This is a genomic window from Achromobacter anxifer (genome assembly GCF_903652925.1).
In the GTDB taxonomy this organism is placed as follows: domain Bacteria; phylum Pseudomonadota; class Gammaproteobacteria; order Burkholderiales; family Burkholderiaceae_B; genus Achromobacter; species Achromobacter anxifer.
Genome location: NZ_CAHLAR010000001.1, coordinates 586,765 through 609,793, shown reverse-complemented (window position 1 = coordinate 609,793; position 23,029 = coordinate 586,765). Strand labels below are relative to the sequence as shown.

Annotated in this window: 18 protein-coding genes and 1 tRNA gene; 8 read left to right on the top strand and 11 right to left on the bottom strand. The window is 67.0% G+C overall.

Annotation, left to right across the window (positions count from 1 at the left end):
- Positions 1-38: 38 nt before the first annotated feature.
- The 4 genes from HWY37_RS02850 (at position 39) to HWY37_RS02835 (ending at position 3,214) form a co-directional block, all read left to right on the top strand.
- On the top strand, positions 39-485 hold the full coding sequence (locus HWY37_RS02850; protein ID WP_175207617.1) for a cupin domain-containing protein: 447 nt from the start codon (positions 39-41) through the stop codon (positions 483-485).
- A gap of 93 nt (positions 486-578) precedes the next feature.
- A complete protein-coding gene (locus HWY37_RS02845; RefSeq protein ID WP_175207618.1) occupies positions 579-1,553 on the top strand; it encodes a Bug family tripartite tricarboxylate transporter substrate binding protein in 975 nt (324 codons plus the stop codon).
- A gap of 33 nt (positions 1,554-1,586) precedes the next feature.
- Positions 1,587-2,345 carry a GntR family transcriptional regulator gene (locus HWY37_RS02840; RefSeq protein WP_175207619.1) on the top strand — a complete coding sequence of 253 codons (759 nt, stop codon included), beginning with the start codon at positions 1,587-1,589 and terminating at the stop codon, positions 2,343-2,345.
- Between the two features lie 191 nt (positions 2,346-2,536).
- Positions 2,537-3,214 (top strand): GntR family transcriptional regulator, encoded by a 678-nt coding sequence (locus tag HWY37_RS02835; RefSeq protein ID WP_175207620.1) that lies wholly within the window; start codon positions 2,537-2,539, stop codon positions 3,212-3,214.
- Here HWY37_RS02835 and HWY37_RS02830 read toward each other — a convergent pair.
- From HWY37_RS02830 to HWY37_RS02805, 6 genes are all read right to left on the bottom strand, one after another.
- The gene (locus HWY37_RS02830; protein WP_176087817.1) at positions 3,186-4,532 is read right to left on the bottom strand and encodes an MFS transporter; all 1,347 of its coding nucleotides are present in this window, start codon (positions 4,530-4,532) and stop codon (positions 3,186-3,188) included. The two genes, HWY37_RS02835 and HWY37_RS02830, sit on opposite strands and share 29 nt — an antisense overlap.
- A 136-nt stretch (positions 4,533-4,668) precedes the next feature.
- Positions 4,669-5,154, bottom strand: coding sequence for a cupin domain-containing protein (locus HWY37_RS02825; RefSeq protein ID WP_176087816.1), 486 nt, complete (start codon positions 5,152-5,154; stop codon positions 4,669-4,671).
- Between the two features lie 289 nt (positions 5,155-5,443).
- Complete coding sequence (locus HWY37_RS02820) at positions 5,444-6,139, bottom strand: glutamine amidotransferase (RefSeq protein WP_176087815.1); 696 nt, start codon at positions 6,137-6,139, stop codon at positions 5,444-5,446.
- Between the two features lie 11 nt (positions 6,140-6,150).
- Entirely contained in the window at positions 6,151-6,423 is a 273-nt protein-coding gene (locus HWY37_RS02815) for a cytoplasmic protein (protein ID WP_176087814.1), read from the bottom strand.
- 2 nt (positions 6,424-6,425) lie between these two features.
- Positions 6,426-7,268: a YggS family pyridoxal phosphate-dependent enzyme gene (locus HWY37_RS02810; protein ID WP_176087813.1), complete on the bottom strand. Its 843-nt coding sequence runs from the start codon at positions 7,266-7,268 to the stop codon at positions 6,426-6,428.
- Positions 7,269-7,380: 112 nt separating this feature from the next.
- Entirely contained in the window at positions 7,381-8,247 is an 867-nt protein-coding gene (locus HWY37_RS02805; protein WP_176087812.1) for an AraC family transcriptional regulator, read from the bottom strand.
- Between the two features lie 122 nt (positions 8,248-8,369).
- On the opposite strand from HWY37_RS02805, the gene HWY37_RS02800 reads away from it, so the two are divergent.
- Positions 8,370-8,915, top strand: a complete 546-nt coding sequence (locus HWY37_RS02800; protein ID WP_176087811.1) for a carboxymuconolactone decarboxylase family protein — start codon at positions 8,370-8,372, stop codon at positions 8,913-8,915.
- Positions 8,916-8,977: 62 nt separating this feature from the next.
- On the opposite strand, the gene hisC is transcribed toward HWY37_RS02800, so the two are convergent.
- Positions 8,978-10,060 carry a histidinol-phosphate transaminase gene (gene hisC / locus HWY37_RS02795; RefSeq protein ID WP_176087810.1) on the bottom strand — a complete coding sequence of 361 codons (1,083 nt, stop codon included), beginning with the start codon at positions 10,058-10,060 and terminating at the stop codon, positions 8,978-8,980.
- Positions 10,061-10,196: 136 nt separating this feature from the next.
- Here hisC and asd point away from each other — a divergent pair, with 136 nt between their 5' ends.
- Positions 10,197-11,042 carry an archaetidylserine decarboxylase gene (asd, locus tag HWY37_RS02790; RefSeq protein ID WP_176087809.1) on the top strand — a complete coding sequence of 282 codons (846 nt, stop codon included), beginning with the start codon at positions 10,197-10,199 and terminating at the stop codon, positions 11,040-11,042.
- Positions 11,043-11,054: 12 nt separating this feature from the next.
- Here asd and ptsJ read toward each other — a convergent pair whose 3' ends face one another.
- A complete protein-coding gene (gene ptsJ / locus HWY37_RS02785) occupies positions 11,055-12,350 on the bottom strand; it encodes a MocR-like B6 salvage transcription factor PtsJ (RefSeq protein ID WP_176087808.1) in 1,296 nt (431 codons plus the stop codon).
- 115 nt (positions 12,351-12,465) lie between these two features.
- Positions 12,466-14,730: an Orn/Lys/Arg family decarboxylase gene (locus tag HWY37_RS02780; RefSeq protein WP_176087807.1), complete on the bottom strand. Its 2,265-nt coding sequence runs from the start codon at positions 14,728-14,730 to the stop codon at positions 12,466-12,468.
- An 82-nt stretch (positions 14,731-14,812) separates the two neighbouring features.
- Here HWY37_RS02780 and HWY37_RS02775 point away from each other — a divergent pair.
- A tRNA-Cys gene (locus tag HWY37_RS02775) sits at positions 14,813-14,886 on the top strand.
- A gap of 26 nt (positions 14,887-14,912) precedes the next feature.
- Here the strand turns inward: HWY37_RS02775 and HWY37_RS02770 are convergent.
- On the bottom strand, positions 14,913-15,992 hold the full coding sequence (locus tag HWY37_RS02770; protein ID WP_176087806.1) for a sensor histidine kinase: 1,080 nt from the start codon (positions 15,990-15,992) through the stop codon (positions 14,913-14,915).
- Between the two features lie 128 nt (positions 15,993-16,120).
- Here HWY37_RS02770 and HWY37_RS02765 point away from each other — a divergent pair, with 128 nt between their 5' ends.
- Positions 16,121-16,807 (top strand): LytR/AlgR family response regulator transcription factor, encoded by a 687-nt coding sequence (locus tag HWY37_RS02765; RefSeq protein ID WP_175207633.1) that lies wholly within the window; start codon positions 16,121-16,123, stop codon positions 16,805-16,807.
- A gap of 5 nt (positions 16,808-16,812) precedes the next feature.
- Here HWY37_RS02765 and HWY37_RS02760 read toward each other — a convergent pair whose 3' ends face one another.
- A complete protein-coding gene (locus HWY37_RS02760; protein WP_176087805.1) occupies positions 16,813-23,019 on the bottom strand; it encodes an autotransporter outer membrane beta-barrel domain-containing protein in 6,207 nt (2,068 codons plus the stop codon).
- Positions 23,020-23,029: the final 10 nt, after the last annotated feature.

The following is a 23,029-nucleotide window of genomic DNA, read 5'->3' as shown; positions in this document are numbered from 1 at the left end:
CGATAGACTTTCCCGGCCAATTCACGAAGGAGCAAGCCATGAGCAGCAACGACCTCATCGACCCGGCGCAAACCCATCACATGCCCGAGTACCGCCGGCCCGAAGACATGGAATGGGAAATGGGCCGCTTCAAGAACAAGACGAAATTCCTGTTCCACACACGGGAAGAACGCCCTACCGAACCCAATGCCGGCTTTCTGCGCTACGAACCGGGCGCGGGTTTCCGGTTGCACAAGCACGACTTCGCCCAGGTCTGGTACGTGATCGAAGGGGAATTCAACATGGGCGGAAAGATGTACGGTCCTGGCACGGTGGTCTTCCATCCGGACCCGCACATCGAGGAAGCGCTCAGCACCGAGACAGGCGGCACCCTGTTCTTCGTCCAGTACCAGGGACCCGCCACCGGCGGCCGGCCGGTGTACGAAGGCCGCATGAACATCAAGGGCGACCTGCCGGAAATCACCGCGCAGGATCTGGAGCACTGATACCGGCGGCGCCACGGACGGCAATCGTCCGCAGCAGGCTGGCCGCTGCCGGCCTGCGCACAAGAAATAGAACATTCCAAGGAGACAGACACCATGCACGCCCCCTTCCTGCGCGCCCGCCTCGCGCCATTGGCGCTTTCGCTGTCGTTCGCGCTGGCCGGCCCGTCCCAGGCCGCCGCCTGGCCCGACCGGCCCATCACGCTGGTCGTGCCCTTCGGCGCCGGCGGCATCACCGACCTCACCGCGCGCACCGTGGCCAAACAGCTGCAGGCCGAGCTGGGCAAGCCCGTGGTGGTGGAGAACAAGCCCGGCGCGGGCGGCAACATCGCCGCCGACATCGTCGCCCGGGCCAAACCCGACGGCTACACCTTGATGGTCATCACCAATGGCATGGTCGCGGTCAATCCGCTCATCCATAAGCAGCTCAACTACGACGCGCTCAAGGATTTCGCCTACATCTCCATGATCGCCAACACGCCCCTGGCCCTGGTCGTGCCTGAAAATTCGCAGATCCAGGACCTTCCCGCCTTGATCAGCCGGGCCCGCAGCCGGCCGGACGCGATTTCCTTTGCCAGCTCCGGCCAGGGCACGTCGATACATCAGGTATTCGCCCTGATGCAGCAGCAGACCGGCACGACGCTCATGCACGTGCCGTACAAGAGCGGCGCGGAAGCCGCCACCGCCCTGCTGTCCGGCGTCGTCGACGTGACCGCCGTGGAGACGGTGGTCGTCGGCCCGTTCATCCAGTCCGGCAAGATGCGCGCCCTGGGCGTCACGTCGGCCCAACGGGTGCCGAACCTGCCCGAGGTTCCCGCCGCCCGGGAGAGCCTCGGCGCCGATTTCGATGTAGGCTCGATATCCGGCCTGGTAGCGCCCGCCGCGACGCCCGAGGACATCCTGGCCCGGCTGGAAAGCGCCATGCAGGCGGTTGCGCAGAGCGACGGCATGGCGCAGCTGTACGCGCAGGGCAGCCAGCCCATGCCGGCGGGATCGCGGCTGTTCCTGGAGCGCATGCGCCAGGAAGAAAAGAAATGGCGGCAGGTGTTTTCCGCCGAACCGGGAAAATAGCCGCTCAACCACAACGGACAGGGAAATCAGGCCATGGATCGCGCACGTCCCGCCACGGAAGAACTGGTGCAGCATCTGGTGGATTCGATATCCGCCAAGATCTTCAATGGCGCCTATGCGCCCGGACAGAAGCTGCGGCAGGAAGCGCTGGCCGAGGAGTTCGACGTCAGCCGCACGCCGGTGCGCGAGGCCTTGCGGCAGCTGGAGATCAAGGGCCTGATCGTGCAGCAGCCGCGCTACGGCGCCACCGTGGTGGCGCCGACCATCAAGGACATAGGCGCGAACTACTGGCTGCGCGGCGAACTGGAAGGCATGGCCGCGGAGCTGGCGGCGCGCTGGATCAGCGACGCGGACCTCAAGCGGCTGCAGGCCGTCCATGCCGAATGCGCGGACGCCGTGTCCGCGCTGTACGCCGAAGTCAATGCGGGCAACGCTGCCGCGCCGCGTCAGGCCGGGCCGCGTCAGGCCGCCGCGCCCATGCAGCACTGGGTCGTCAAGAACCAGGAATTCCACGCCCTGATCTTCCGCGCCGCCGGCAATCCTTCGCTGGAACGGATCATCAGGGACCTGCATACCGACTACACCAAGAACATTCTCAACATGACCGTGCTGGGCATGTACGAGAACCGCATGAAGAAGAACATCGAGCACCATGCGGCCATCGTCCAAGCGCTCACGGCGCGCGATGCCGCCGCGTCGCGCGCCGCCATGCGTGCGCACATCCACGAGTCGGGAGAGTTCGTGGTCGAATGGCTGCAAAAGCGCCCGCAAAGCCGCAAGCCGCCCAGGTAGCACCTCCCCTCGCGGACAGGCGCGGCAGCGTCTGTCTCAACGTCCAGGGCCGCCCCCCGATTCCCCGAAAGCCGCGTGCTACCATGCCGGCGGAAGGGCGCACCGCAAGCGCCAGGCGCATCCGGCAGCCTGGCAATCCGCAAGCCGCAACGCGCCTGCCGACACGCACAGGAAGCGACACGGATTCGAGCATGAGCGAGACCAGGAACACGTCTAGATCCTCGATAGAGATCTCGGAAGAGATCCTGCGGCGGATCAGGAACGGGCAATACCTGCCCGGCGACGCCTTGAGCCAGTATGAGCTCGCCGCCGAGTTCGAAACCAGCCGCACGCCCATCCGGGAAGCGTTGAGGTTCCTGGAAGCGCGGCGCGCCATCACGCTGACCAGCACCGGCCGCGCCGTGGTGACCGTGCCGTCCATCCGCGCCATCCGCGAAGCCTTCCAGATCCGCGCCGAACTCGAAGGGCTGGCCGCGCAGCTGGCGGTGGACTGGATCGACGACAAGGACCTGGAATTGCTGGCGCAGTACCAGCAGCATTATGCGGACGCCCTGCGTTCGCGCGTGCGCAGCGAGAGCGGTTCCGACTGGCTGAAGTTCAACGCCAAGTTCCACAGCCTCATCACCCAAGCCAGCCACAACGAACGCCTGCATGAGCTGGTCGCCGAATTGCAGGGCAGCATCGTTTCCAACGTGCTGGGCTTCGCCTCGAAGATGCCGCCCCGCCTGATGGAAGAAAACATCAAGCAGCACGAAGACATCATCGCTGCGCTGACCCTGCGCAATGGCCCCGCCGCTCGCGAGGCGATGGCCACCCACATCTCTCGGACGACCGAGCTCGTCATCGAATGGATGGAGACGCGGCGCTAGCCAGCTTGGCCGCGCCCGCGCCGCGCTGCTGCCCATAGGGACGCATCAGCACGCCGCATCCCGCCGCGATCAGTCCGAGTCCGGCCAGATACAGCACGATCAGCTTCGGCGATCCCCCGCCCAGGGACAGCAGGTATGTCGCCACCAGCGGCGCGGTGCCGCCGCCGATCGCTCCGCCTATCTGCACGGCGAGCGAAATGCCCGTGTAGCGGACCGCCGGCGGGAACATGCTGGAGAACAGGCTGGATTCCTGCGCATACATCGCGGCATAGACCACGCCGAAGGCCACCAGCATCGCGATATTGGTGTGATACGCCGTCTTCTCGTCCAGCAACGAGAAGAAGGTCGCGCTGAACAGGGAAATCCCCAGCGCCCCGGCGATGAAGATCGCGCGCTTGCTGATCACGTCGCCCAGCAGTCCGAACAAGGGGATGGTAAACAACGCCCCCACCGCCCCCCAGATGACGCCAGTCAATATGGTTTCGCGCGGCAACCCCAACGTGCCCACGGCATAGGTCAACGAGAATGTCGCGATGGTGTAGAACCAGGTCTTCTCGGAGATGCAGGCAACCAGGGCCGTCAGCACGGGAACCTTGTGGTGCCTCAGCACGGTCTTCAGCGGCAGCGCGTCCTGCTTCGGCTGCGCCTGCGCCTGCTTGAATTCAGGCGATTCGCTGACCTTGGCCCGGATGTACCAGCCGACCAGCAGCAGGAACACGCTGGCCAGGAATGGCAGGCGCCAGCCCCAGCTCAGCATCTCCGGCTCCGGCAGCCTGGACACCGCGCCCATGGCCAGCGAGGACAGGATCAGGCCGGGCGCGACGCCCACCTGCGGCAGGCTCCCAAACAGGCCTTTCTTGCCTTCAGGCGCATGTTCCACCGCCATCAGCACGGCGCCGCCCCACTCGCCTCCCACCGCCAGCCCCTGCAGGAAGCGGAAGAACACCAAGGCCACGGCGCCCCAGTAGCCAATCACCTCGTAGCTCGGCGTCAGACCGATCAGGATGGTGGGCACGCCCATCAGCATCAGGCTGATCATCAGCATCGACTTGCGGCCGACGCGGTCGCCGAAATGGCCGAACACAATGCCGCCCAGCGGCCGGGCGATGAAGCCCACGGCGTAGGTGCCGAAGGCTGCCAGCGTCCCGCTGATCGGATCGATCGCGGGAAAGTAGATCTTGTTGAATATGAGCGCCGCCGCAATGCCATAGAGGAAGAAGTCGTACCACTCGATGGTCGTTCCTATCATGCTGGACAGGCCCGCGGTCACGTAGTGCTTCCTGGAATGCGAGGACGGCTGTTTTGAGATGGTTTTCATCTCTGGTCTCCAATATTTTTTATTGCGCCTGGCCCGCGACGAATGGTCGGCTGGACCTGGCGTCTGAACCGGCAGCCCGGCGCGGACCCGCTGCGCACAAATGCGCGCAGCGGGTGCCGGCAGGCCGGTCGCCCGGCTACACAGCCGTGGTTTCTTCAGCCAGGCTCTTTCGTTCGTCGACGTTGAAGCGGCCTTCGTAGATCGCGCCCTGGCGCGTGTGCGGGCCGACGTATTGCACGTACAGGATGGTGCCGGCCTCGATGGTCTGGAGTTCGCTTTCGAAGTGGGGGTCGGGATGGAAGATCATCGAACCCTTGCCGTAGAGCTTGCCTTCGATGAGGAATTTGCCGTCCAGGATGTACCAGATCTGCGCAAAGTAGTGGTTATGCAGCGGATGCCCCGAACCCTTTTCGTACCGGACGATGCCCGCGTTCGGAATCGTCGGATCTTCCGCCGTGGGATGGAACATCATCTTCGCGAACTGGCCTTCGTAGCGCAGGTTGGTCCATTCGAGGTCGTCCTCGTGATGGGCGCGCATGCCCTGGTGGTCTTCGGTCAGCGGGCCGCCCCGGCCGCCCTCATTGATGATCTTCTTGCCTGTGATGGTGTCGATGCTGGTCATGTGCAGTCCGTCCGTAAGAGATGAAAGTGGCAAACAGGAATTGGCAAACGAAAATTGCCAAACCCCAAACGGGATCCCATTTATATAAAACGGGATCCTATTGATCGCACATCAAGGCGGCTACTGGGTTTAACCCTTAGATTCGGCGGAAAGAATCACGACCGGGCGCAACGCCTATGGCCGCGGGAGGCGGCGGGTCGGAACGGGGCGCGGCGCGCCCCGGCTGCCTATGCAAGGCGGGGAGTGGGGAGCACCCTGCCGCCGGAAGGCGCCAGGGCACAGGACAAACTCAGATCTGGTCCAGCCAACGCTCCATTGCCAAGCGCGCGCAGCGTTCCAGCTGCGGGCCGTACCGCCGAGCGTCTGCGCGGATGACCGCGGGATCGATCTGGCGCAAGCTCAGTTCGCAGGCATGGCCGATCAGCCAGCGCTCTATCTGCGAGGAGTCCGCCTCCAGGTGGAACTGCAAGCCCAATATCCTGGGTCCCAGCGCATACGCCTGGTTCGGGAAGCCCGGCGTTTCGGCCAGGCGCGACGCGCCCTCGGGGATGGCGAACTGGTCGCCGTGCCAATGCAGCACCGGCACGGATTGCACAGCGCTCAGCACCGACTCCTGTCCTTGCGCCGTAAGCGTCAGCGGCGCGTAGCCGATCTCCACGCGGCCGGTGGAGGCCACTTCCGCGCCGAGCGCGGCCGCCATGAGCTGCGCGCCCAGGCAGATGCCCAGAGTCGGTTTGTCCTGGCGCAGCCGCTGCCCGATGGCGTGCAGCTCCTGTTCCAGGAAGGGATAGCGGCCGGTTTCATAGACGCCGATGGGCCCGCCCAGGATCACGACCAGGTCGGCATCGCTCAAGGCGGCGGCGTCGATGGCGTCCACGCCGGCTTCCAGATATTGCACGCCGTAGCCGCGCTCCGCCAATACGGGCGCCAATATGCCCAGGTCTTCGAAGGGGACGTGGCGGATCGCCAATGCGTTCAGGCTCATTGCAGGAATTCCTATTGCTGGCTTGGATGGCGGTCCAGGCCGCCCAGCAAACCTTCGGGGGTTGCGGTGTACAGGTTCTCGGAAGCCAGCAGCCGGATGCCGTGCGGCGTGCTTTCCAGCAGGCGTCGCTCGCCCTCGGCCACCAGCAGGCTGAGCTGGTAGCCGTCCTTGGCCGGCAGGCGCGCCGCGATGTCGCGGCTGTCATCCAGCGCCGACGCGGCGGTCGATTCGAAGTGGCCGATCAAGCGGCCATCGCGCTTGATCACGAGTCGATAGACCGGCATGGCTACTCCTTTGCGTCGGACGCGCCCGCTTGCGCACCCTCGTCGGCAGGCCAGTAATAGGAGTCGGGCGTGTTGCGCGCGCCGAAGATGGCCTGGCCCACGCGGACCACGGTGGCCCCTTCCTCGATGGCGATCTCGTAGTCGCCCGACATGCCCATGGACAAGTCATCCAGGCTTATGCCCGCGGGCGCGTCCTGGCGCAACTGCTCGCGCAGCGTGCGCAACAGGACAAAGCATTCGCGTACCCGCGCCGCTTCGGCCGAGAACAGCGCCAGCGTCATCAGGCCGCGCACCCGCAGCCCCGAAAACGCGGGCAGTTCACGCAGGAAAGCCGCCGTCTCGTCCGGCTGCAGCCCATACTTGCTCGCTTCGCCCGAGGTGTTGACCTGCACGAACACGTCCAGCTGGCGGCCTTCCGCCTGCAGCCGCCGGTCCAGCGCTTCCGCCACCCGCAGGCTGTCCAGCGCCTGGAACTCCGCCGCATAACGCGCCACCAGTTTGGCCTTGTTGGTCTGCAGGTGACCGATGACGGACCAGCGCAGGTCCGTGAGATCGGCCATGGCTTCCCACTTGCGGGACACTTCCTGCAGCTTGTTTTCACCCAGGTAGCGGCAACCGGCCTCGTAGGCCAGCCGGATGCGCGCTTCTTCCACCGTCTTGCTGACGGGCAGCAGGCGGATCGTTGCCGGATCGCGCCCGGCGCGCCGCGCCGCGTCCGCAATGCGGCCGTTGACCGTGGCCAGATTGCGGCGGAAGTCCTCCACCGACTGCGCCTGTGGCCAGCGGCCATGCTGGTCGTGTTGGGTCTGGGTGCCGTTGTCTTGATCTGGGCCTTGCTCGCTCATGCCTGAACCTCGCGTGGGAGTAACGGCTGGCGTCTTCCGATACGCTTATGCCGCTTGCAGTTTTGTCATAGGTCAATATTATCACGCTGGTGCCGGAGCTGGCCTGCGGGCGCTAGGCGTTGGCAGCCAGCCATTCGCGCGGAGATACCCCCATCCGTTGCCGGAACGCCTTGGACAGCGACGAGGCGCTGGCGAACCCCAGTTCCGCCGCCACCAGCTTGACCGCGCGGCCCGATCGCATCATGGACGCCGCCAGGCTCAACCGCCAATCCGTCAGGTAGGCCGCGGGTGTCGCGCCAGTGGCCTGTTTGAAGGCCGCCGCGAAGGCGCTGCGCGACATGCCCGCCATCGCCGCCATCCTGGCCAGGGTCCAGTCTTCATAGGGCGAACGGTGCAGCGCTGCCAGCGCCCTGGCCAGGCGCGGATCCGACAGGCCCATCACCAGACCGCTGGTCACGCCCGCTTCCTCCGGATGGTCAAGTATCCATCTGAGCAACTGGATCAGCACCACCTCGAACAGGCGGTCGGCCAACAGGCGCGAACCGCAGCGCACCTGGTCCGCCTCGGCAAACAGCAGGTCCAGCGCGGGCCGCAAGCCTTCGACCGCGTCCAGCGGAATCCGCAGCACGGACGGCAGGGACTGGACGATGGGATTGCGTTCGCCGCCGTCGAAATCCAGCGCGGCGCAGGTGAAGTCCGAACCGTCGCGCGGAGGATTCACGAACTCGTGATGCACGGCGCGCGGATAGAACAGCAGGGTCGGTTCGGCCAGGCGCAGACGCGGCGTGTCGGTCTCGCCAGGGCGGTGCCGCACTTCCATCTGGCCCCGCCGCAACACGTGCAGAAAGCCGCGCCCCGGCACGGCTTCGAAGGCCTGGGTGCCGCACAGCGCGCCCGTGTGGAACAGCGTGGCGCGCACCCGGAACCGGTCCAGCAAGCCCGACAGCCGGTCAACCTGAAGAGGAACAGGATCACTCATATTTTGGACTTAAAGACAATTTTCATGGATTAAACAGCACCTTTCGTCCAGCCATTCTACGTACGATTTCTCCAGCCCGTCCGATACCGGCGGCGTCTTTTTTCTTTCCAGGAGTTACCGACATGTCCCGAGTTCCTCTCATCGATGCCAGCAGCGCCACCGCTGACCGCAAGGCGCTGCTCACGCAGATCCACGGCGCCTTTGGCGCAACGCCGAACATGTTCAGGGCCGTCGCCAATTCGCCGGCCGCATTGCAAAGCATGTGGGGCGCGTTCGGCGCCCTGGACGGCGGCGTCATCCCCGCCAAGCTGGGCGAACAGATCGCCGTGGCGGTGGCCGACCGCAATGCTTGCGAATACTGCCTGGCGGCTCACACGGCCCTGGGCCGCAAGGCCGGCGCCAGCGCCGAGGAAATGTCCGCCGCGCAAGCCGGCGATGCCGCCGATCCCAAAACCGCCGCGGCGCTGCGCTTCGCGCTGAAGCTGGTGGAAGCGCGCGGGCAAGTAAACGACGCCGACGTGCTGGCCGTGCACGCGGCAGGCTACAGCGATCAGGAGATCGTCGAGATCCTGGCGCACGTCGCACTCAATCTGTTCACCAACTACGTCAACGTGGCCTTTGCCGTGCCGGTGGATTTTCCCGCCGTGAAACTGCGCCGGGCAGCGTAAGCCCGCAACCGCGGCTGCGGCGCGCCATCGCGCTGCGTCCGCGGCAGCCTGCTCCGGCAATGCTATGGCTGGAGCAAGGCGCGCAGCGTGCGCACCAGACTAGCCGCCTGGTCCTCGCTGCCCACGGAGATGCGCAGGAACTGTTCCACTCTCGGACGCGGGAAATGGCGCACCAATATCTTCGCGTGCTTCAAGCCGGCCGCAAGCTCGCGCGCATCGAAGCGCGGATGGCGGACAAACAGGAAGTTGGCCTGTGACGGCAACACGTCGAACCCCATCAGCCGCAGATGCGCGCAGAGCAAGGTACGGGTGCCGATGACGGCCTGCCGCGTCTCCTCGAAGTAGGCGCGATCCAGGAACGCCGCCGCGGCGCCCGCCTGCGCCAGATGGCCGAGCGGATAGGAGTTGAAGCTGTTCTTCACGCGCTCCAGCGCATCGATCAACGGCGCCTGTCCAATCGCGAACCCCACCCGCAGCCCGGCCAGCGCCCGGGACTTCGATAGGGTCTGGACCACCAGCAGGTTGGGATACCGCTCCACCAGGGCGATGGCGGACTGCCCGCCGAAGTCGATATAAGCCTCGTCCACCAGCACCAGCCGGCGGGGCTGGATCTCCAGCAACCGCTGCACGCGCTCCAGCGGCAGGAACTCCCCGGTAGGCGCATTAGGGTTGGCGATGACCATGCCGGCGATGCCTGCGTCCGCCGCGCCCAGCGCCGCGAATCCGTCCAGGTCCAGCCTCAGGCCGTCGTCCACCGCGATCTGCGCACAGCGTATGCCGAACAGGCGGCAATACACCTCGTAGAAGCCGTAGGTCACGTCCGCCATCAGCAAAGGTTGCACGCCGTGCTGGAAGAAGGCGCAAAACGCCAGCGCCAGCACTTCGTCCGAACCGTTGCCGGCAAAGACCTGCTCCACCGGCACCCCGTGGTACTGCGCGATGGCGGCGCGCAAATGCCTGGCCTGTGGATCCGGATAACGCTCCAGGCCTTCCGCTGCCGCGGCGGCGATGGCCTTTATCACGGCGGGTGACGGCGGATAGGGATTCTCGTTGGTATTGAGCTTGATCCATCCATCGCCCGGCGCCTGCTCACCGGGCACATAGGGCGACAAGGTTTCAACGCGCGGGCTGTGTAGGGAAACCATGATGTTGCGGCAACGGCCTCTCGGTAAGCAATGAACGGATGGCTCGATATTTTTGTCCCATGCCATACTACACTACGATTCATGACAATAACCGCCACGCCGCGCAAGCGCCGTTCCCGCAGCAACCGCGAGCTTCATGCCTACGTCTCTTTCCCTGTTGTTCCAGCGCGCCGCGCCCAAGCTCTGGCTGACGCGCTGCGCCGGCCGGCTGGCCTCATGCCGTCAGGCTTGGGTAGCCCAGCCGCTGATCCGCAGCTATGCCAGATGGTATGGCATCGATCTCAACGAGGCCTTGCATCCTGATCCGAAGGCCTACGACAGTTTCAACGCCTTCTTCACACGTGCCCTGCGCCCAGGCGCCCGCAAGCAGGCCGACGCGGACTGGACCAGCCCCGCGGATGGCACCATCAGCCAGTTCGGCCGCATCAGCCTGGGACAACTGATCCAGGCCAAGCAGCGCCAATACAGCGCGGCCGCGCTGCTGGCCGACGCGGATCTGGCGCGCGCATTGGGAGGCGGCTGGTTCACCACGATCTATCTGAGTCCGCGCGACTACCATCGGGTGCACATGCCTTGCGAGGGACGTCTGCTGGGCATGCGCTACGTGCCGGGGACGCTGTACTCCGTCCGGCCCGAGATCGTGCAGGGCATGAACGGCCTGCTGGCGCGCAACGAACGACTGGTCTGCTGGTTCGAGCATCCCCTATATGGCGTCTATGCCATGGTGCTGGTCGGGGCCGCCATCGTCGGCCGCATCGCCACGGTCTGGCATGGCCTGGTGGCTCCGCATGGGCGGCGCATACAGCAGTGGGACTATGACAAACAGGCGCGCCCGAGCCTGCCACAAGGCGCCGAAATGGGACATTTCCAGCTGGGTTCCACCGTGGTGGTACTGATGCCGGGCAGCGCCTGGCGCTTCCGTCCGGCTTGGACGACGGGGCGCTCCGTCAGGCTGGGCCAGGCCATGGCCGACCGGCGTTGATGCCGGCAGCGGCTAGACCATGCTTTCCCGGATGTCCCGCGCCAGCTTGCGGCACTGGCCGGGTTCGATCGCCGAGATGGTGATGCGCAAGCCCCGGACCGGGTCCTGGACCCCGAAGGCGTCGCCATGGCGCACCAGCCAGCCGCGGTGGGCCAGGGCCAGCGCCACGGCCTGGTCGTCGGTATCCAGCGGCACCCAGAGGTTCAGGCCGTCGCCCTCCGCCGCGCAGGGTACGCCCTGCTCCTGCAGGGCGTTTTCCAGGGCCTTGCGGCGCTGCGCATAATCCTTGCGGGCCTGGGCCATCTGCCTGGCGACCTCGGGACGGCCCAGCGTCACCTCGACCATGTCCTGCAGCAAATGGCTGACCCAGCTGGTGCCTGAGGCCAGCCGCAGGCGCAGCTGGCGCGACGTCGCAGGATCGCTGGCCACCATGGCCAGTCGCACGTCGGGGCCCAGCGTCTTGGAGAACGAGCGCACCAGGGCCCACCGCTGCGCGCCGGAAGGCAAGACCGAGTGGTAGTCCTTGCCGGACAACAGGGCGTAGTGATCGTCCACGATGACCATCACATGGGGATACCTGGCCAGCACCCGCGCCAATGCCTTGGCCCGCCTTTCGCTCAGGCTGCAGCCCGTGGGGTTATGGGCTCGCGGCGTCAGGATGACGGCCTGCGCGCCCTTGGCCAGCGCCGCTTCCAGGGCCGCCGCCTGCATGCCTTCGGCGTCGACCGGCACGCCCAAGGCTTGCAGGCCGGCGATGCGCAGCATGTTGATGCTGCTAAGGAAGCAGGGATTCTCGACCGCCACCTTGTCGCCAGCCACCAGGTGCGAGCTGAGCAGCCGCTCGATGGCGTCCACCGCGCCGTGGGTCAGGTTGATCTCGAAAGACGCCGGACAGTCCGGCGCGAACCAGGCGCGGGCATAGCTTTCGAGCCCCGAGTTGACCGTGGGTTCACCGTAAAGCCGCGGCCGGTAAGGCCGGATGGCCAGCGCGGCGGCCAGATCCGGCAGCCAGGCCGGATTGGGATTGCCGCTGGCCAGGTCTGCCAGCGGCGAGTCCGACAACGCGCCTTCCTGTTCGCCGGGGCCGGATTGGTCGCGGATGATGGTGCCCAGGCGTCCCTGCGTCAGGGCGATGCCGGCCGTCACCAGCCGCTTGTACGCGGCGGCGACGGTATTGCGGTTGATGTCCAGTTCGACCGCCAGATCGCGCACCGGCGGCAGCGTCTGGCCCGGCGGCAACTGCCCCGACTGCGCCAGCGCGCGCACGCAATCGAAGATCTCCCCGGCGGTCTTTCCTTGTATTTTCATAGAGTCCTAAGACAATCCCGTTCCTGGCACTGACAAAGACCGGGCCGCGTCGAGTCAATGCGGGCCAATCCGAGGCGTAAGTTTGACATGGATTTCCGGTCCGCATAAAGCGTGCTCACCGCAAGCAATCAACGTAATAGCGCAGGTTTCCGTCGGCATCGCGCTGTTCCACGAAGCCGTGGATGTCCGTGCCGAACCCCGGACATTCCCGGTTCAGTTCGCGGGAGAACTTCAAGTAATCGACGATGGTCCGGTTGAACGCCTCGCCCGGAATCAGCAGGGGTATGCCCGGGGGATACGGCGTGATCAGGCTGGTGGTGACGCGGCCCTCAAGGTGGTCGATTTCCACCCTCTCGGTACGCCGCTGCGCGATACAGGTATAGGCGTCGCAGGGCTTCATCGCGGGCGTCACGTCCGTCAGGTACATGTCCGTGGTCAGCCGGGCGATGTCGTGCCTGGCATAGGTCTGGTGCACGTGCTGGCACAGGTCGCGCAGGCCCATGTTCTCGTAGCGGGGGTGCTTGCGGCAGAACTCCGGCAGGATCCGCCACATCGGCTGGTTGCGCCCATGGTCGTCCTTGAACTGTTGCAACGCCGTCAGGAGCGAACTCCAGCGGCCCTTGGTGATGCCTATCGTGAACATGATGAAGAAGCTGTACAGACCGGTCTTCTCCACGATCACGCCGTGCTCGGCCAGGAACTTGGTGACGATGGACGCGGGAATGCCGCTGGCGGCGAAGTTTCCCTCAAGGTCCAACCCCGGCGTGACGATGGTGGACTTGATCGGATCCAGCATGTTGAAGCCGTCGGCCAGCTCTCCAAAGCCGTGCCAGGACGCGCCGCCGTCGCCGGCACGGATGATCCAGTCCTCGGGGGTGCCTATGCCTTCGGGCGCCAGCGTCTCCGGCCCCCACACCTGGAACCACCAATCATCGGCCGCGAAATGCGTGCCGACTTCGCGCATCGCGCGCCGGAAATCCAGCGCCTCGGCAATGCTCTCCTCCACCAGCACCGTCCCGCCCGGCGGCTCCATCATGGCCGCGGCCACATCGCAGCTGGCGATGATGGCGTACTGCGGACTGGTGCTGGTATGCATCAAGTAGGCTTCGTTGAATAGGTGCCGGTCCAGCTTCCGCGTCATGGAGTCCTGCGCCAGCACATGGCTGGCCTGGCTGATGCCCGCCAGCAGCTTGTGCGTGGATTGCGTGGAGAACACCAATGACTCCATGGGCCGCGCGCGCTGCCTGCCCATGCAGTGATATGCGCCATAGAACGGGTGGAAGACCGCGTGCGGCATCCAGGCTTCGTCGAAATGCAGCGCGTCCACGTAGCCGTCCAGCGCCGCCTTGATCGCCTCGGTGTCGTAGATGATGCCGTCGTAGGTGGACTGCGTCAGCGCCATCACGCGCGGACGGACCTCGTCGGCATCCACGTGCTGGAGCAAGGGATGGGCGCGGATCTTCTGGCGGATGGCCGCCACGTCGAACTCGCTGCGTGGTATCGGGCCGATGATGCCGAAATGGTTGCGCGTGGGGCGCAGGAACACGGGAATGGCGCCCGTCATGATGATGCTGTGCAGAATCGACTTGTGGCAATTGCGGTCCACCAGCACCACGTCGCCAGGCGCCACCATGTGATGCCACACGATCTTGTTGCTGGTGCTGGTTCCGTTCGTGACGAAGTAGCAATGGTCCGCATTGAAGATGCGCGCCGCGTTGCGCTCGCTTGCGCCGATGGCGCCATTGTGGTCCAGCAGCTGGCCCAGCTCTTCCACCGCGTTGCAGACGTCGGCGCGCAGCATGTTCTCGCCGAAGAACTGATGGAACATCTGGCCCACCGGACTCTTCAGGAACGCCACGCCGCCGGAATGCCCCGGGCAGTGCCAGGAATAGGAGCCGTCCTCGGCGTAATCCAGCAGCGCCTTCAGGAATGGAGGCTTGACGCCTTCCAGGTAGGCCCGGGCCTCGCGGATCAGATGCCGCGCCACGAACTCCGGCGTGTCCTCGTACATGTGGATCACGCCCTGCAACTCGCGCAGGATGTCGTTCGGGATATGCCGCGCGGTCTTGGTCTCCCCGTAGACGTAGATCGGCACGTCCGCGTTGCGCCGCCGCACTTCGTTGATGAACTCCCGCAACGCCAGCAGCGCCGGCGCCACGCCCTCGCCGTGCGCAAGCTCCTCGTCGTCGATGGACAGGATGAAGGCGCTGGCGCGGCTTTGCTGCTGCGCGAACAGGCTGAGATCGCCGTAGCTGGTGGTTCCCAGCACGTCGAAGCCTTCGGCCTTGATGGCTTCGGCCAGAACCCGGATGCTCAGGCCGGAGGTGTTTTCCGAGCGGAAGTCCTCGTCGATGATGACGATGGGAAACTGGAACTGCATTGCTGTCCTCTGTCTGTGGGTTGCCGCTTGCGCTTTTTTCTGCACTCGAACATAATTATATATGTCCTATGACAAAATAAACGGCGCGGTGGCAGAGTGGCTATGCAGCAGATTGCAAATCCGCAAAGGTTGGTTCGATTCCAGCCCGCGCCTCCAGTTTCATTGGCAACGGACGCCGTCCGCTAGACGGAATCAGGCTCGCCCCTGAGCCTGACTTGAGCAACAGTCATCGCTCCACGCTGCTCCAGCAGGAACTCGTGCCTGTCCGGATAGCGCAGCGCCAGGCGGCGGCACAGATTCCCCAAGCCGCCGCCCCCGTTGGCAAGATCGAAAGGCGCGCGCAGACGCCCGGGGTTGTCGACCTCGATCACCAGATCGCCTCCTTGCAACCCCGTACGGATGCAGATCGGAAAATCCTCGTGTTCGGCGCGCATGCCGTGCTTGATGGCGTTTTCCACCAGACCCTGCAGCGTCATGCGCGGGATGTTGATTTCCAGCGTGGCGGGATCGATGTGGCAGCGGCATTCGAGCCGCTTGTCGAAGCGCAACGCCTGTATGCGCACATAGGCCTGCGCGGCCTCGATCTCTTCCTCCAGCCTGGACAGTCCGCGCCCGCGCCTGTCGAGCGAATAGCGCAGGTATTCGGCCAGGCTGCGGGTCATCTCTTCCGCGATGGCGGGACGCTCCGCGATTTCCGCCACGATGGTGTTAAGCGAGTTGAACAGGAAGTGAGGCTCTATCTGCAACTGCAGGTGCTCCAGTTCCAGCTTCAGGGAGCGCGCTTCAGCCCTCATCTTGGACAGGCGTTCGGTGCGCGCGCTCAGTTCCGCCGACACGCCGAAGTAGATCAGCGTCCAGATGGAGAGCATGCCCATGTAGTAGAGAAAGCCCAACCGGTATTGATTGCCCGGCAAGACCCGGATCGTGCCGGGCGGAAACAGGCTGTGGACCCCGTAGGCAATAGAAGCCAACAGCGCCGAGGCCGTCAGGCAGAACAGCACCGCGCAGGCCAGGACCAGCAGCGGCGGATCATCTTGCTCCGAGCGGCGTCCGTGCAGCACGGCTGCCCCGCTGGTCAGGGCAAAGGCCAGCGGCTCCAGGGCCGCCGTCAGCCAGAAGGCCGCCGTGGCATTGCCGAATACCGCCAGCCGGATGAAGAAGCCCACGATCGCCAGAAACAGCCAGCCCAGCGTCTGGGCCCGCCAGAATCCGAGCGAAGATTCTCCAGGACTCAAGCCTTGGCTGATGGATGTGAGCTTCATGGACACGCCCTCCGGGCCCGCTCGTTGACGTCATGCAAAGGGTTCTCTGGAAGGCGCGCAGGCCTTATATTTACCCGCGTGCCAGACCGGACGACTATACCCGCCACTGCAAGGCGCCTGGGAGAAAAATGCTGCGCGTGCTGATCGTCGACGATGAAGCCCCGGCGCGACGCTACCTGCGCCGGCTGCTCGAAGCCGAGGCCGATGTCCATGTCGCGGGCGAAGCCGCTACGCCCGAACAGGCGCGGACACTGATCCGCGAGCATCGCCCGGACGCCATGTTCCTGGATATCGAGCTGACCACCGGCACCGGCTTCGATCTGCTGGACGGCCTGGAAACCCCGCCCGCCGTCGTCTTCGTGACGGCGCACAGCGACTACGCCGCCCGCGCCTTCGACATTGCCGCCGTGGACTACCTGCTCAAGCCAGTCGGACCGGACCGGCTCGCGCAGGCGCTGGCGCGGCTGCGTCCACGCGCCGCCGGCCATCTCGCGCTGCGCACCCGCAGCGGCACCAAGCTCATCAAGGTCCATGAGCTGAGCCTGGCGCAGGCTCAGGGAGACTACGTGCTGCTTTGCAGCGCAGTCCATGCCAACGAACTGATGCACATCACCTTCAAGCGCCTGGCCGCGCAACTGCCCTGCCCGCCCTTCTGCGCCCTGTCCCGGTCCGTCATCATCAATCTGGAACATATCTCCCATGTGTCGCAGCTTCCTGGCGCGCAGACAGAGGTGGCCTTCAACAACGGCGTCGCCCCCGTCGTGCTGGGCCGGGTCGCGTCGCAGCGGCTGCGGCGCGCGGTGGCGCAACGCTGACGCGGTCAGAACGGCACCGACACCTTCAGCGTGGCGCTATTGCTGCGCACATGCTCGGAAAACACGCCGTCGTACTGCAGGCGGAAATCCACGCCGCCCGCCTTCATCACCTGCAGGCCCGCGCCGAGCCGGGCGACGAGGTCATCGATGGGCAGCGAGGTGCCAAACATGCCCGTCCCGGCCGGAGCGCCGCGCAATCTGGCGCTGGAGGTCCAATCGTTCTGCGAAAGTATGGAAGCCCCGGCGTACAGGAACGGGCGCAGCATGGCGCCGTTCTTCAGTTCCGCGCGGCCGCCCAGTTCGATCATGGGCGACACGCCCACGACGAACTGGTCGTTGCTGTCGACCGACAGCGCCAGCGGATTGGAGCCGGACTCCTGGTACGCCGGCATGCGCGTGTAGCTGAAATCCAGGTCCACGTAGGGCTTCACGTACAGGTCGCCATGCACGAAGCTGCGCGCGACGCGCAGGCGCGCGTTGAACCCGTACACGTCCGGGCGGCTGTTCACGGTCTCCTGGTAGCCGGCGATGCCGATGTTCCGGTCCATGCGGTATCCGCCGTAACCGCCGCCCAGCGCCGCGGCGTAGACCCACGGACCGTCCTGGCGCTTCACCACCACGCCGGCGTAGCCGCTGTCGCCGCTGCCACGCACGCTGCCGTCGCTGGCGCGCACGCGGCTGCTCTCGTAGGCGGCCGAACCGCCCAGGAACCAGCCCGGGCTGATCTCGCGCTGGCCGCCGAACTGGTACGTGACGGTGTCGTAGTCGAAGCCCGAGGTGCCGCGGCTGCCGTCCTGCCTGGTGGAACGGCCGCTGACCTGCCCCCAGAAGCAGTTCTGTTCGCCCGTCAGCGCATCCGCCGCCGTGAAGGTCGGGCACGACATCATCGCGCCGGTGAATTGCCCCAGGTTCACGGCCGACTGCAGCGCCGGCGCGACCGTCACACCCGGCGACAGGCTGGCGACGCTGTCGCGATAGGCGCTGGCGCCCTGGCGCGACGCCAGATCCAGCTGCGCGTACAACGGCGCCAGCGCCGAGTTGCCGCCGGCGTTCCAGATGCGTTGCAGGTGGTTCGCCACCTGGCTCTGGTTCGCCTTCAAGTCCATGGACGGCGCATTGAAATCGGCGGACGCGACGGTGATGCGCGTGTCCTGTCCGACCTGGCGCGTCTGATAGTCGTAGACCGGGCTGTCGACGGCTTGCAATGCGCCCTGCGAATTGCCCTGCACCGTCACGACGGCGAGCTCGCGGTTGGGCAGCAGCGCCCGCGGCCGCGCGTCCACCGCGCCGTCCAGGCCGGCGTCGCCCTGCACCACCATGCGCGAAGACTGCATGGCGTCGAAATCCACGTCGGCGCGCAGCACGCCGCCGCCGGTCTGGCTGAAGCTGCGGCTGACCGTCAGCGTCTGGAACTGGGCCGGCTCGCCCAGCACGATCAGGCCTTCGTTGGCAACCTTGGCGTCATAGGTGACGCCATCGGTGGCCGTTGCGCCCGCGTGGTTGCTTAGCGAGCACCCGCCGCCAGAGCCGGTGCTGGAGCAGAGCACGCTGCCGGACAGCGTGCCGTAGTTGTCGATGGCCACGCCGGACCAGCCGTCATAGCGCACCGCCACGCCCGACAGCGCGGCCAGCGTGGCGCCGGCGTTGACGGTCAGGCGGTTGCTTGCCCCGTCGACGATCCAGACGCCGCTGCCGGCGCCCGACCCGCCCTGCACGGCGCCGTTGACCACGACATTGACCGCCTGCGCGTCGTCGCCGCCGTCGCTTTGCGCAAAGATGCCGACCGAGCCCGAGCCGCTCGCCTTCAGGGTGCCGGACTGCGTGACCGACACGGGACCCGCGACGCCGCCGTATCCGACGGACCCCGCAAAGCCGCCCTGCGGGCCGCCCGCCAGCCCGCCGCCGCCGCCGACGGATTGCGCGATGATGCCGTAGGCCTGGTCGCCATTGGTCAGCAGGGAGCCGTCGTACTTCACGCTGACCGCCCCGCCATCGCCGCCGTAGAAGGCAATCGACGGCGTGGCGAAGCCCGCGGGATTCAGCTGGATGGGCTGGGCCACGTCGCCCACGATGCCCCCGCCGCCGCCGATGGACTGGGCGACGATGCCGTGCGCGCCCGCGCCATACGTCGTCACGCTGGAACTCAGGTCCAGCGTGACGCTGCCGCCGTTCGAGACGTCGCCCGAGGCGCGCCGGCTGCCCAGCCCGATCGAGCCGACGCCGCTTGCGGCGCCAGTGGTGGCTATGCCGCCGCCATCGCCGATGGACTGAGCGATCACGCCGATGGCCCGGGCGCCATGGGTGCTGAGGTCCAGTCCGGTCGTGACATTGATGGCGCCGCCATTGCCGCCGCCTCCGCTGACGTTGCCCGCGGTCATGCCGAACTGCAGGCTGCCTGGATTCGCGGCCGATGCTGAACTGCCCGCCATCGCGATGCCGCCGCCGCCGCTGATCGATTGCATCACCATGCCGTAAGCGCTGTCGCCCTGGGTCAGGATGCTGGCCCAGCTGCCGCCGGTGACCGTGATGTTTCCTCCAGTCTGGCCGGCGCCGCCCAGCCCGCCCAGCGACATCTGGCCGCTGGCCCGCGGCGATCCGGAACCGGCCGTGCCGCCCCCGCCGCCGACCGACTGCAGCACAAGGCCCATCGCGCCATAGCCCTGCGTATTGAAGCTGTTGCCGCCATTGCCGTTCAGGAAGGCCGTGATGTCGCCCCCCGAACCGCCGCCGCCTGCCCGGCCGCCCACGGCCAGCGTCACGCTGGACGTCGAGACGCTGGAGGACACCGTGGACGCGCCGCCCGCTCCGCCGCCGCCGCCGATGGACTGCAGGACCGCCGCGTCGGCGTAGTCGCCATAGGTCTGGATGTAGGCACCCAGGCTGGCCGGCGCGCTGCTGCTGCCGATGGCGCCGCCATTGCCGCCCTTGCCGCCGGAACCGCCGACATAGACGTCCAGCTTGTAGCCGGTTCCGGCATCGTCCACCTCGGGCAGGGAATTGGAGCCGCCGCTATCGCCGCCGACCGCGCCGCCCAGGCCGCCCGAGCCGCCTATGCTTTGCGCCAGCAGGCCGTCCGCGTCGGCGCCGTAAGTGATGATCTTGCCGTCGCTGTCGAGCGCCAGCGCGCCGCCGTTGCCGCCTGCCAGGCCGCCGCGCCCCACCGACACCGATCCCGAAAAATCGATGTTGCCGTCTTCTTCCCCGGTGCTCACTTGCAGGCCGACCTGGCCGCCCTGCGACGCCCCGCCGCCCCCGCCTATGGATTGCACCAGCGCGGCGCGCGCGCCGTCGCCATGGGTGGTCAGCCAGCTGTCGGCATCCGTCGCCAGGTTGGCGGCCGCGCCATCGCCGCCGCCCCCGCCTATGCCGCCCACGCCCGCCGTGATCGAGACGTTGGCTGCCGTGCCCGCGCTGCGGCCCGTGGCCGAGCCTATGCCGCCGGCGCCTCCGCCGCCGCCCACGCTCTGCACCAGGATCGCATTGGCGGAGTCGCCCCAGGTGGTGGCGCTGCCGCCCTTCATGGTCAGCGACGCGGCGCCGCCCGGGCTGCCTGAGCCGCCGCTGCCGCCCAATGCCGCCTGCAGCGATCCTCCGATGGAATCGCCGGTTCCAATTACAGTGGACGTGGCGGACGCGCTGCCGCCCAGGCCGCCGCCGCCGCCGATGGATTGCACGATGACGCCCTGCGCATTGGCGCCCTGCGTCGCGATGGTGGCATTGTCCAAGACGGCCACGGCGCTGGAGCCGGCGCCGCCGTTGGCGCCCGAGCCGCCCACGGCGAAGCTGACCGCCACGCCGAACGAGGCGTCGGGGGCGGGCACGGCCAGGGTCAGCGCCTGCGCCACCGAGGCGCCGCCCGCGCCGCCACCGCCGCCGACCGACTGCACGATCACGCCATGCGCGTCGCTGCCCCCTGTCGAGACCGTGGCGTTGGTCACATTGGCGGCCGCCACGCCGCCGGCGCCGCCACCGCCTCCCGTGCCGCCCACTGCGACCGCCATGGTGAAGCCCACGCCGGCGTCGTAGGCGGAAGCCGCGCCCCCCGTGCCGCCGCCGCCGCCGACCGCCTGCGACACGATGCCGTAGGCATGGTCGCCCTGGGTCTGGACCGAGTAGCTGCCCAGGTTCGCGGTCGCCTGGCCGCCCGCGCCGCCGCCGCCGCCCGTGCCACCCACCACCGCCACGCCATTGGCGCTGCCGCCATCGCCGCCGCCCCCGCCTATCGACTGCACGACCATGCCCATGGCCGCGGAGCCGCTGGTGCTCAAGAGGCCGTTCTGCGTGGCCATCGCGGTGCCGCCGGCGACCGCGCTGCCGCCGCCGCCGCCCACCGCGATGATGCCGCCGCTGGCGCCCGCCGTGCCGCCCCCGCCGCCGATGGCTTGCGCCACGATGCCGTGGGACGAGACCCCGATGGTCGAGATGGAACTGCGGCTATCGATGTTGACCGTGCCGCTGGCGCCGCCGTTGCCGGCATCGGCTCCTGCGTTGCCAAACAGCTCGAAGCTGTCGGTGGTGGTACCGCCGATCCCGCCCATCGATTGGCCCAGGATCCCGATCGCATAGCCGCCCTGGGTCTGGATCTTGCCGCCCGCGCTGCCGCTGGAAGCGTCGCCCGTGGTCACGTTGACCGTGCCGCCCGCTCCGCCGACGCCGGCATTCTCCGGCCGGAAATCCACCACGCCGCTGCTGGTCTCCACGCCGCCACCCGTGCCGCCGTAGCTGCGCGCGGCGATCCCGTGGGACTGCGTGCCGGAAGTCGAAATGCTGGCGCTGCCATCCATGCTGACCTGCACCGTGCCGCCGTTGCCGCCGTTGGCGCCGTCGCTGTCTTCGCGACCGGCGCCCCCATTGCCGCCCACGCTGACCACGCTTACGCCAGGCAGGTAATCGCCGGTGGTGGCAACCGACGATCCGTCGCTCAGCGCGACGGTGGCTGTCATGGAGGTCGAGCCGCCCTTGCCGCCCACCCTGCCGTTGCTGCCGACGATGGTCTGCGGGCCTTTGCCGCCATTGCCGCCCCGGCCGATCACCACGATGCCGCCCGACAGCCCCGCGAGGCTGGCCGGCTGCGGGACCGAATTGCTGGAGACCGATACCTTGCCCTGGTTGAAGACCGCGACCGCGCTGAAGCCGCCGCCATCGCCGCCGTCGTCGCTGCCGTCGCTGGAGGTATAGCCCGCGCCGCCCTGGCTGGCGGCGTACAGGCCGCGCACGCCGTTGATAAAGGCATTACTGGTGGAGCCGCCCGGCAGATCCGCGGAGACCTGCACATTGCCGCTGTTCGTGATCATCGTGACGTTGGCGGTGTTGGCCGCGCCCGCCGTGCCGCCCTTGCCGTTGTAGACGCCACCGTCGCCCGCAATGGACTCCGCGCCTATGCCCCAGGCATAGCGGCCCGCCTTGTTGGAAGATACGCTGACGCTTGCGGTATTCGTAATGTTGGCGGCATTGCTGTCGCCGCCGTGGCCGCCCACCTGATCGCTGCCGGCAATGTTGTCCTGGTTGCCGCCCGCGCCGCCTATGCTCGCGCCGTAGATGCCCACGCCGCCATAGGGCAAGCTCACCACCTGCACCTCCCCGGCGTTACCGATGCTGACGAGCGAACCATCGCCCCCCCGGCCGCCATTGCCGCCGCCCAGGACCGCATCCGGCGGCGTCCCGCCCACGCCGCCCACCGACGCACCATAGATGCCGAACTGCGCGCTGGCGTCGTCCCAGATCCCCGGGGCCGTGCCTTGCGCCGTTTCCGCGGGCGTGCCGTTGATGTACGAGGAGCCGGTGCTGGAGATGATGATGTAGCCGCCATTGCCGCCAGCCGTGCCGCCGCTATTGCCGTCGGGCGACCCCGCCCCGCCCTTCAGGCGCACGAACAACGGCGATTGCGGCGGATTGGGCCCCAGCATGCCGTCGTTGTCCACCAGGTAATTGCCGCCATAGCCGCCGTCGCCGGTACCGCTGCCCGCATTCGCCGTGTAGTCGACGATCACGTTGCCGCTCTGGTCGGAATAGACGGTGCACGAGGCGGACGTGGAAGAGCTGGGCGGCGGACAGGTGATGTCGGCCATCGCCGGCTGTGCCAGTAGCAGGCCGATGGCGGTGGCCGACATCGACGGCAGCCAGCCCAGCTGGGGCCATATCGCACGCGTTGGTTGTCCGAATGCGGCAAGCGTGTAGTTGCGCGCCGCCTTGCGGCTCGTCGGCTTCTTCATGTTTCATCCC

Bases quoted from the DNA above. Each gene is read 5' to 3' on its own strand.
- HWY37_RS02850 (WP_175207617.1), top strand. From the start codon at position 39: ATGAGCAGCAACGACCTCATCGACCCGGCGCAAACCCATCACATGCCC.
- HWY37_RS02845 (WP_175207618.1), top strand. From the start codon at position 579: ATGCACGCCCCCTTCCTGCGCGCCCGCCTCGCGCCATTGGCGCTTTCG.
- HWY37_RS02840 (WP_175207619.1), top strand. From the start codon at position 1,587: ATGGATCGCGCACGTCCCGCCACGGAAGAACTGGTGCAGCATCTGGTG.
- HWY37_RS02835 (WP_175207620.1), top strand. From the start codon at position 2,537: ATGAGCGAGACCAGGAACACGTCTAGATCCTCGATAGAGATCTCGGAA.
- HWY37_RS02830 (WP_176087817.1), bottom strand. From the start codon at position 4,532: ATGAAAACCATCTCAAAACAGCCGTCCTCGCATTCCAGGAAGCACTAC.
- HWY37_RS02825 (WP_176087816.1), bottom strand. From the start codon at position 5,154: ATGACCAGCATCGACACCATCACAGGCAAGAAGATCATCAATGAGGGC.
- HWY37_RS02820 (WP_176087815.1), bottom strand. From the start codon at position 6,139: ATGAGCCTGAACGCATTGGCGATCCGCCACGTCCCCTTCGAAGACCTG.
- HWY37_RS02815 (WP_176087814.1), bottom strand. From the start codon at position 6,423: ATGCCGGTCTATCGACTCGTGATCAAGCGCGATGGCCGCTTGATCGGC.
- HWY37_RS02810 (WP_176087813.1), bottom strand. From the start codon at position 7,268: ATGAGCGAGCAAGGCCCAGATCAAGACAACGGCACCCAGACCCAACAC.
- HWY37_RS02805 (WP_176087812.1), bottom strand. From the start codon at position 8,247: ATGAGTGATCCTGTTCCTCTTCAGGTTGACCGGCTGTCGGGCTTGCTG.
- HWY37_RS02800 (WP_176087811.1), top strand. From the start codon at position 8,370: ATGTCCCGAGTTCCTCTCATCGATGCCAGCAGCGCCACCGCTGACCGC.
- hisC (WP_176087810.1), bottom strand. From the start codon at position 10,060: ATGGTTTCCCTACACAGCCCGCGCGTTGAAACCTTGTCGCCCTATGTG.
- asd (WP_176087809.1), top strand. From the start codon at position 10,197: ATGCCTACGTCTCTTTCCCTGTTGTTCCAGCGCGCCGCGCCCAAGCTC.
- ptsJ (WP_176087808.1), bottom strand. From the start codon at position 12,350: ATGAAAATACAAGGAAAGACCGCCGGGGAGATCTTCGATTGCGTGCGC.
- HWY37_RS02780 (WP_176087807.1), bottom strand. From the start codon at position 14,730: ATGCAGTTCCAGTTTCCCATCGTCATCATCGACGAGGACTTCCGCTCG.
- HWY37_RS02770 (WP_176087806.1), bottom strand. From the start codon at position 15,992: ATGAAGCTCACATCCATCAGCCAAGGCTTGAGTCCTGGAGAATCTTCG.
- HWY37_RS02765 (WP_175207633.1), top strand. From the start codon at position 16,121: ATGCTGCGCGTGCTGATCGTCGACGATGAAGCCCCGGCGCGACGCTAC.
- HWY37_RS02760 (WP_176087805.1), bottom strand. From the start codon at position 23,019: ATGAAGAAGCCGACGAGCCGCAAGGCGGCGCGCAACTACACGCTTGCC.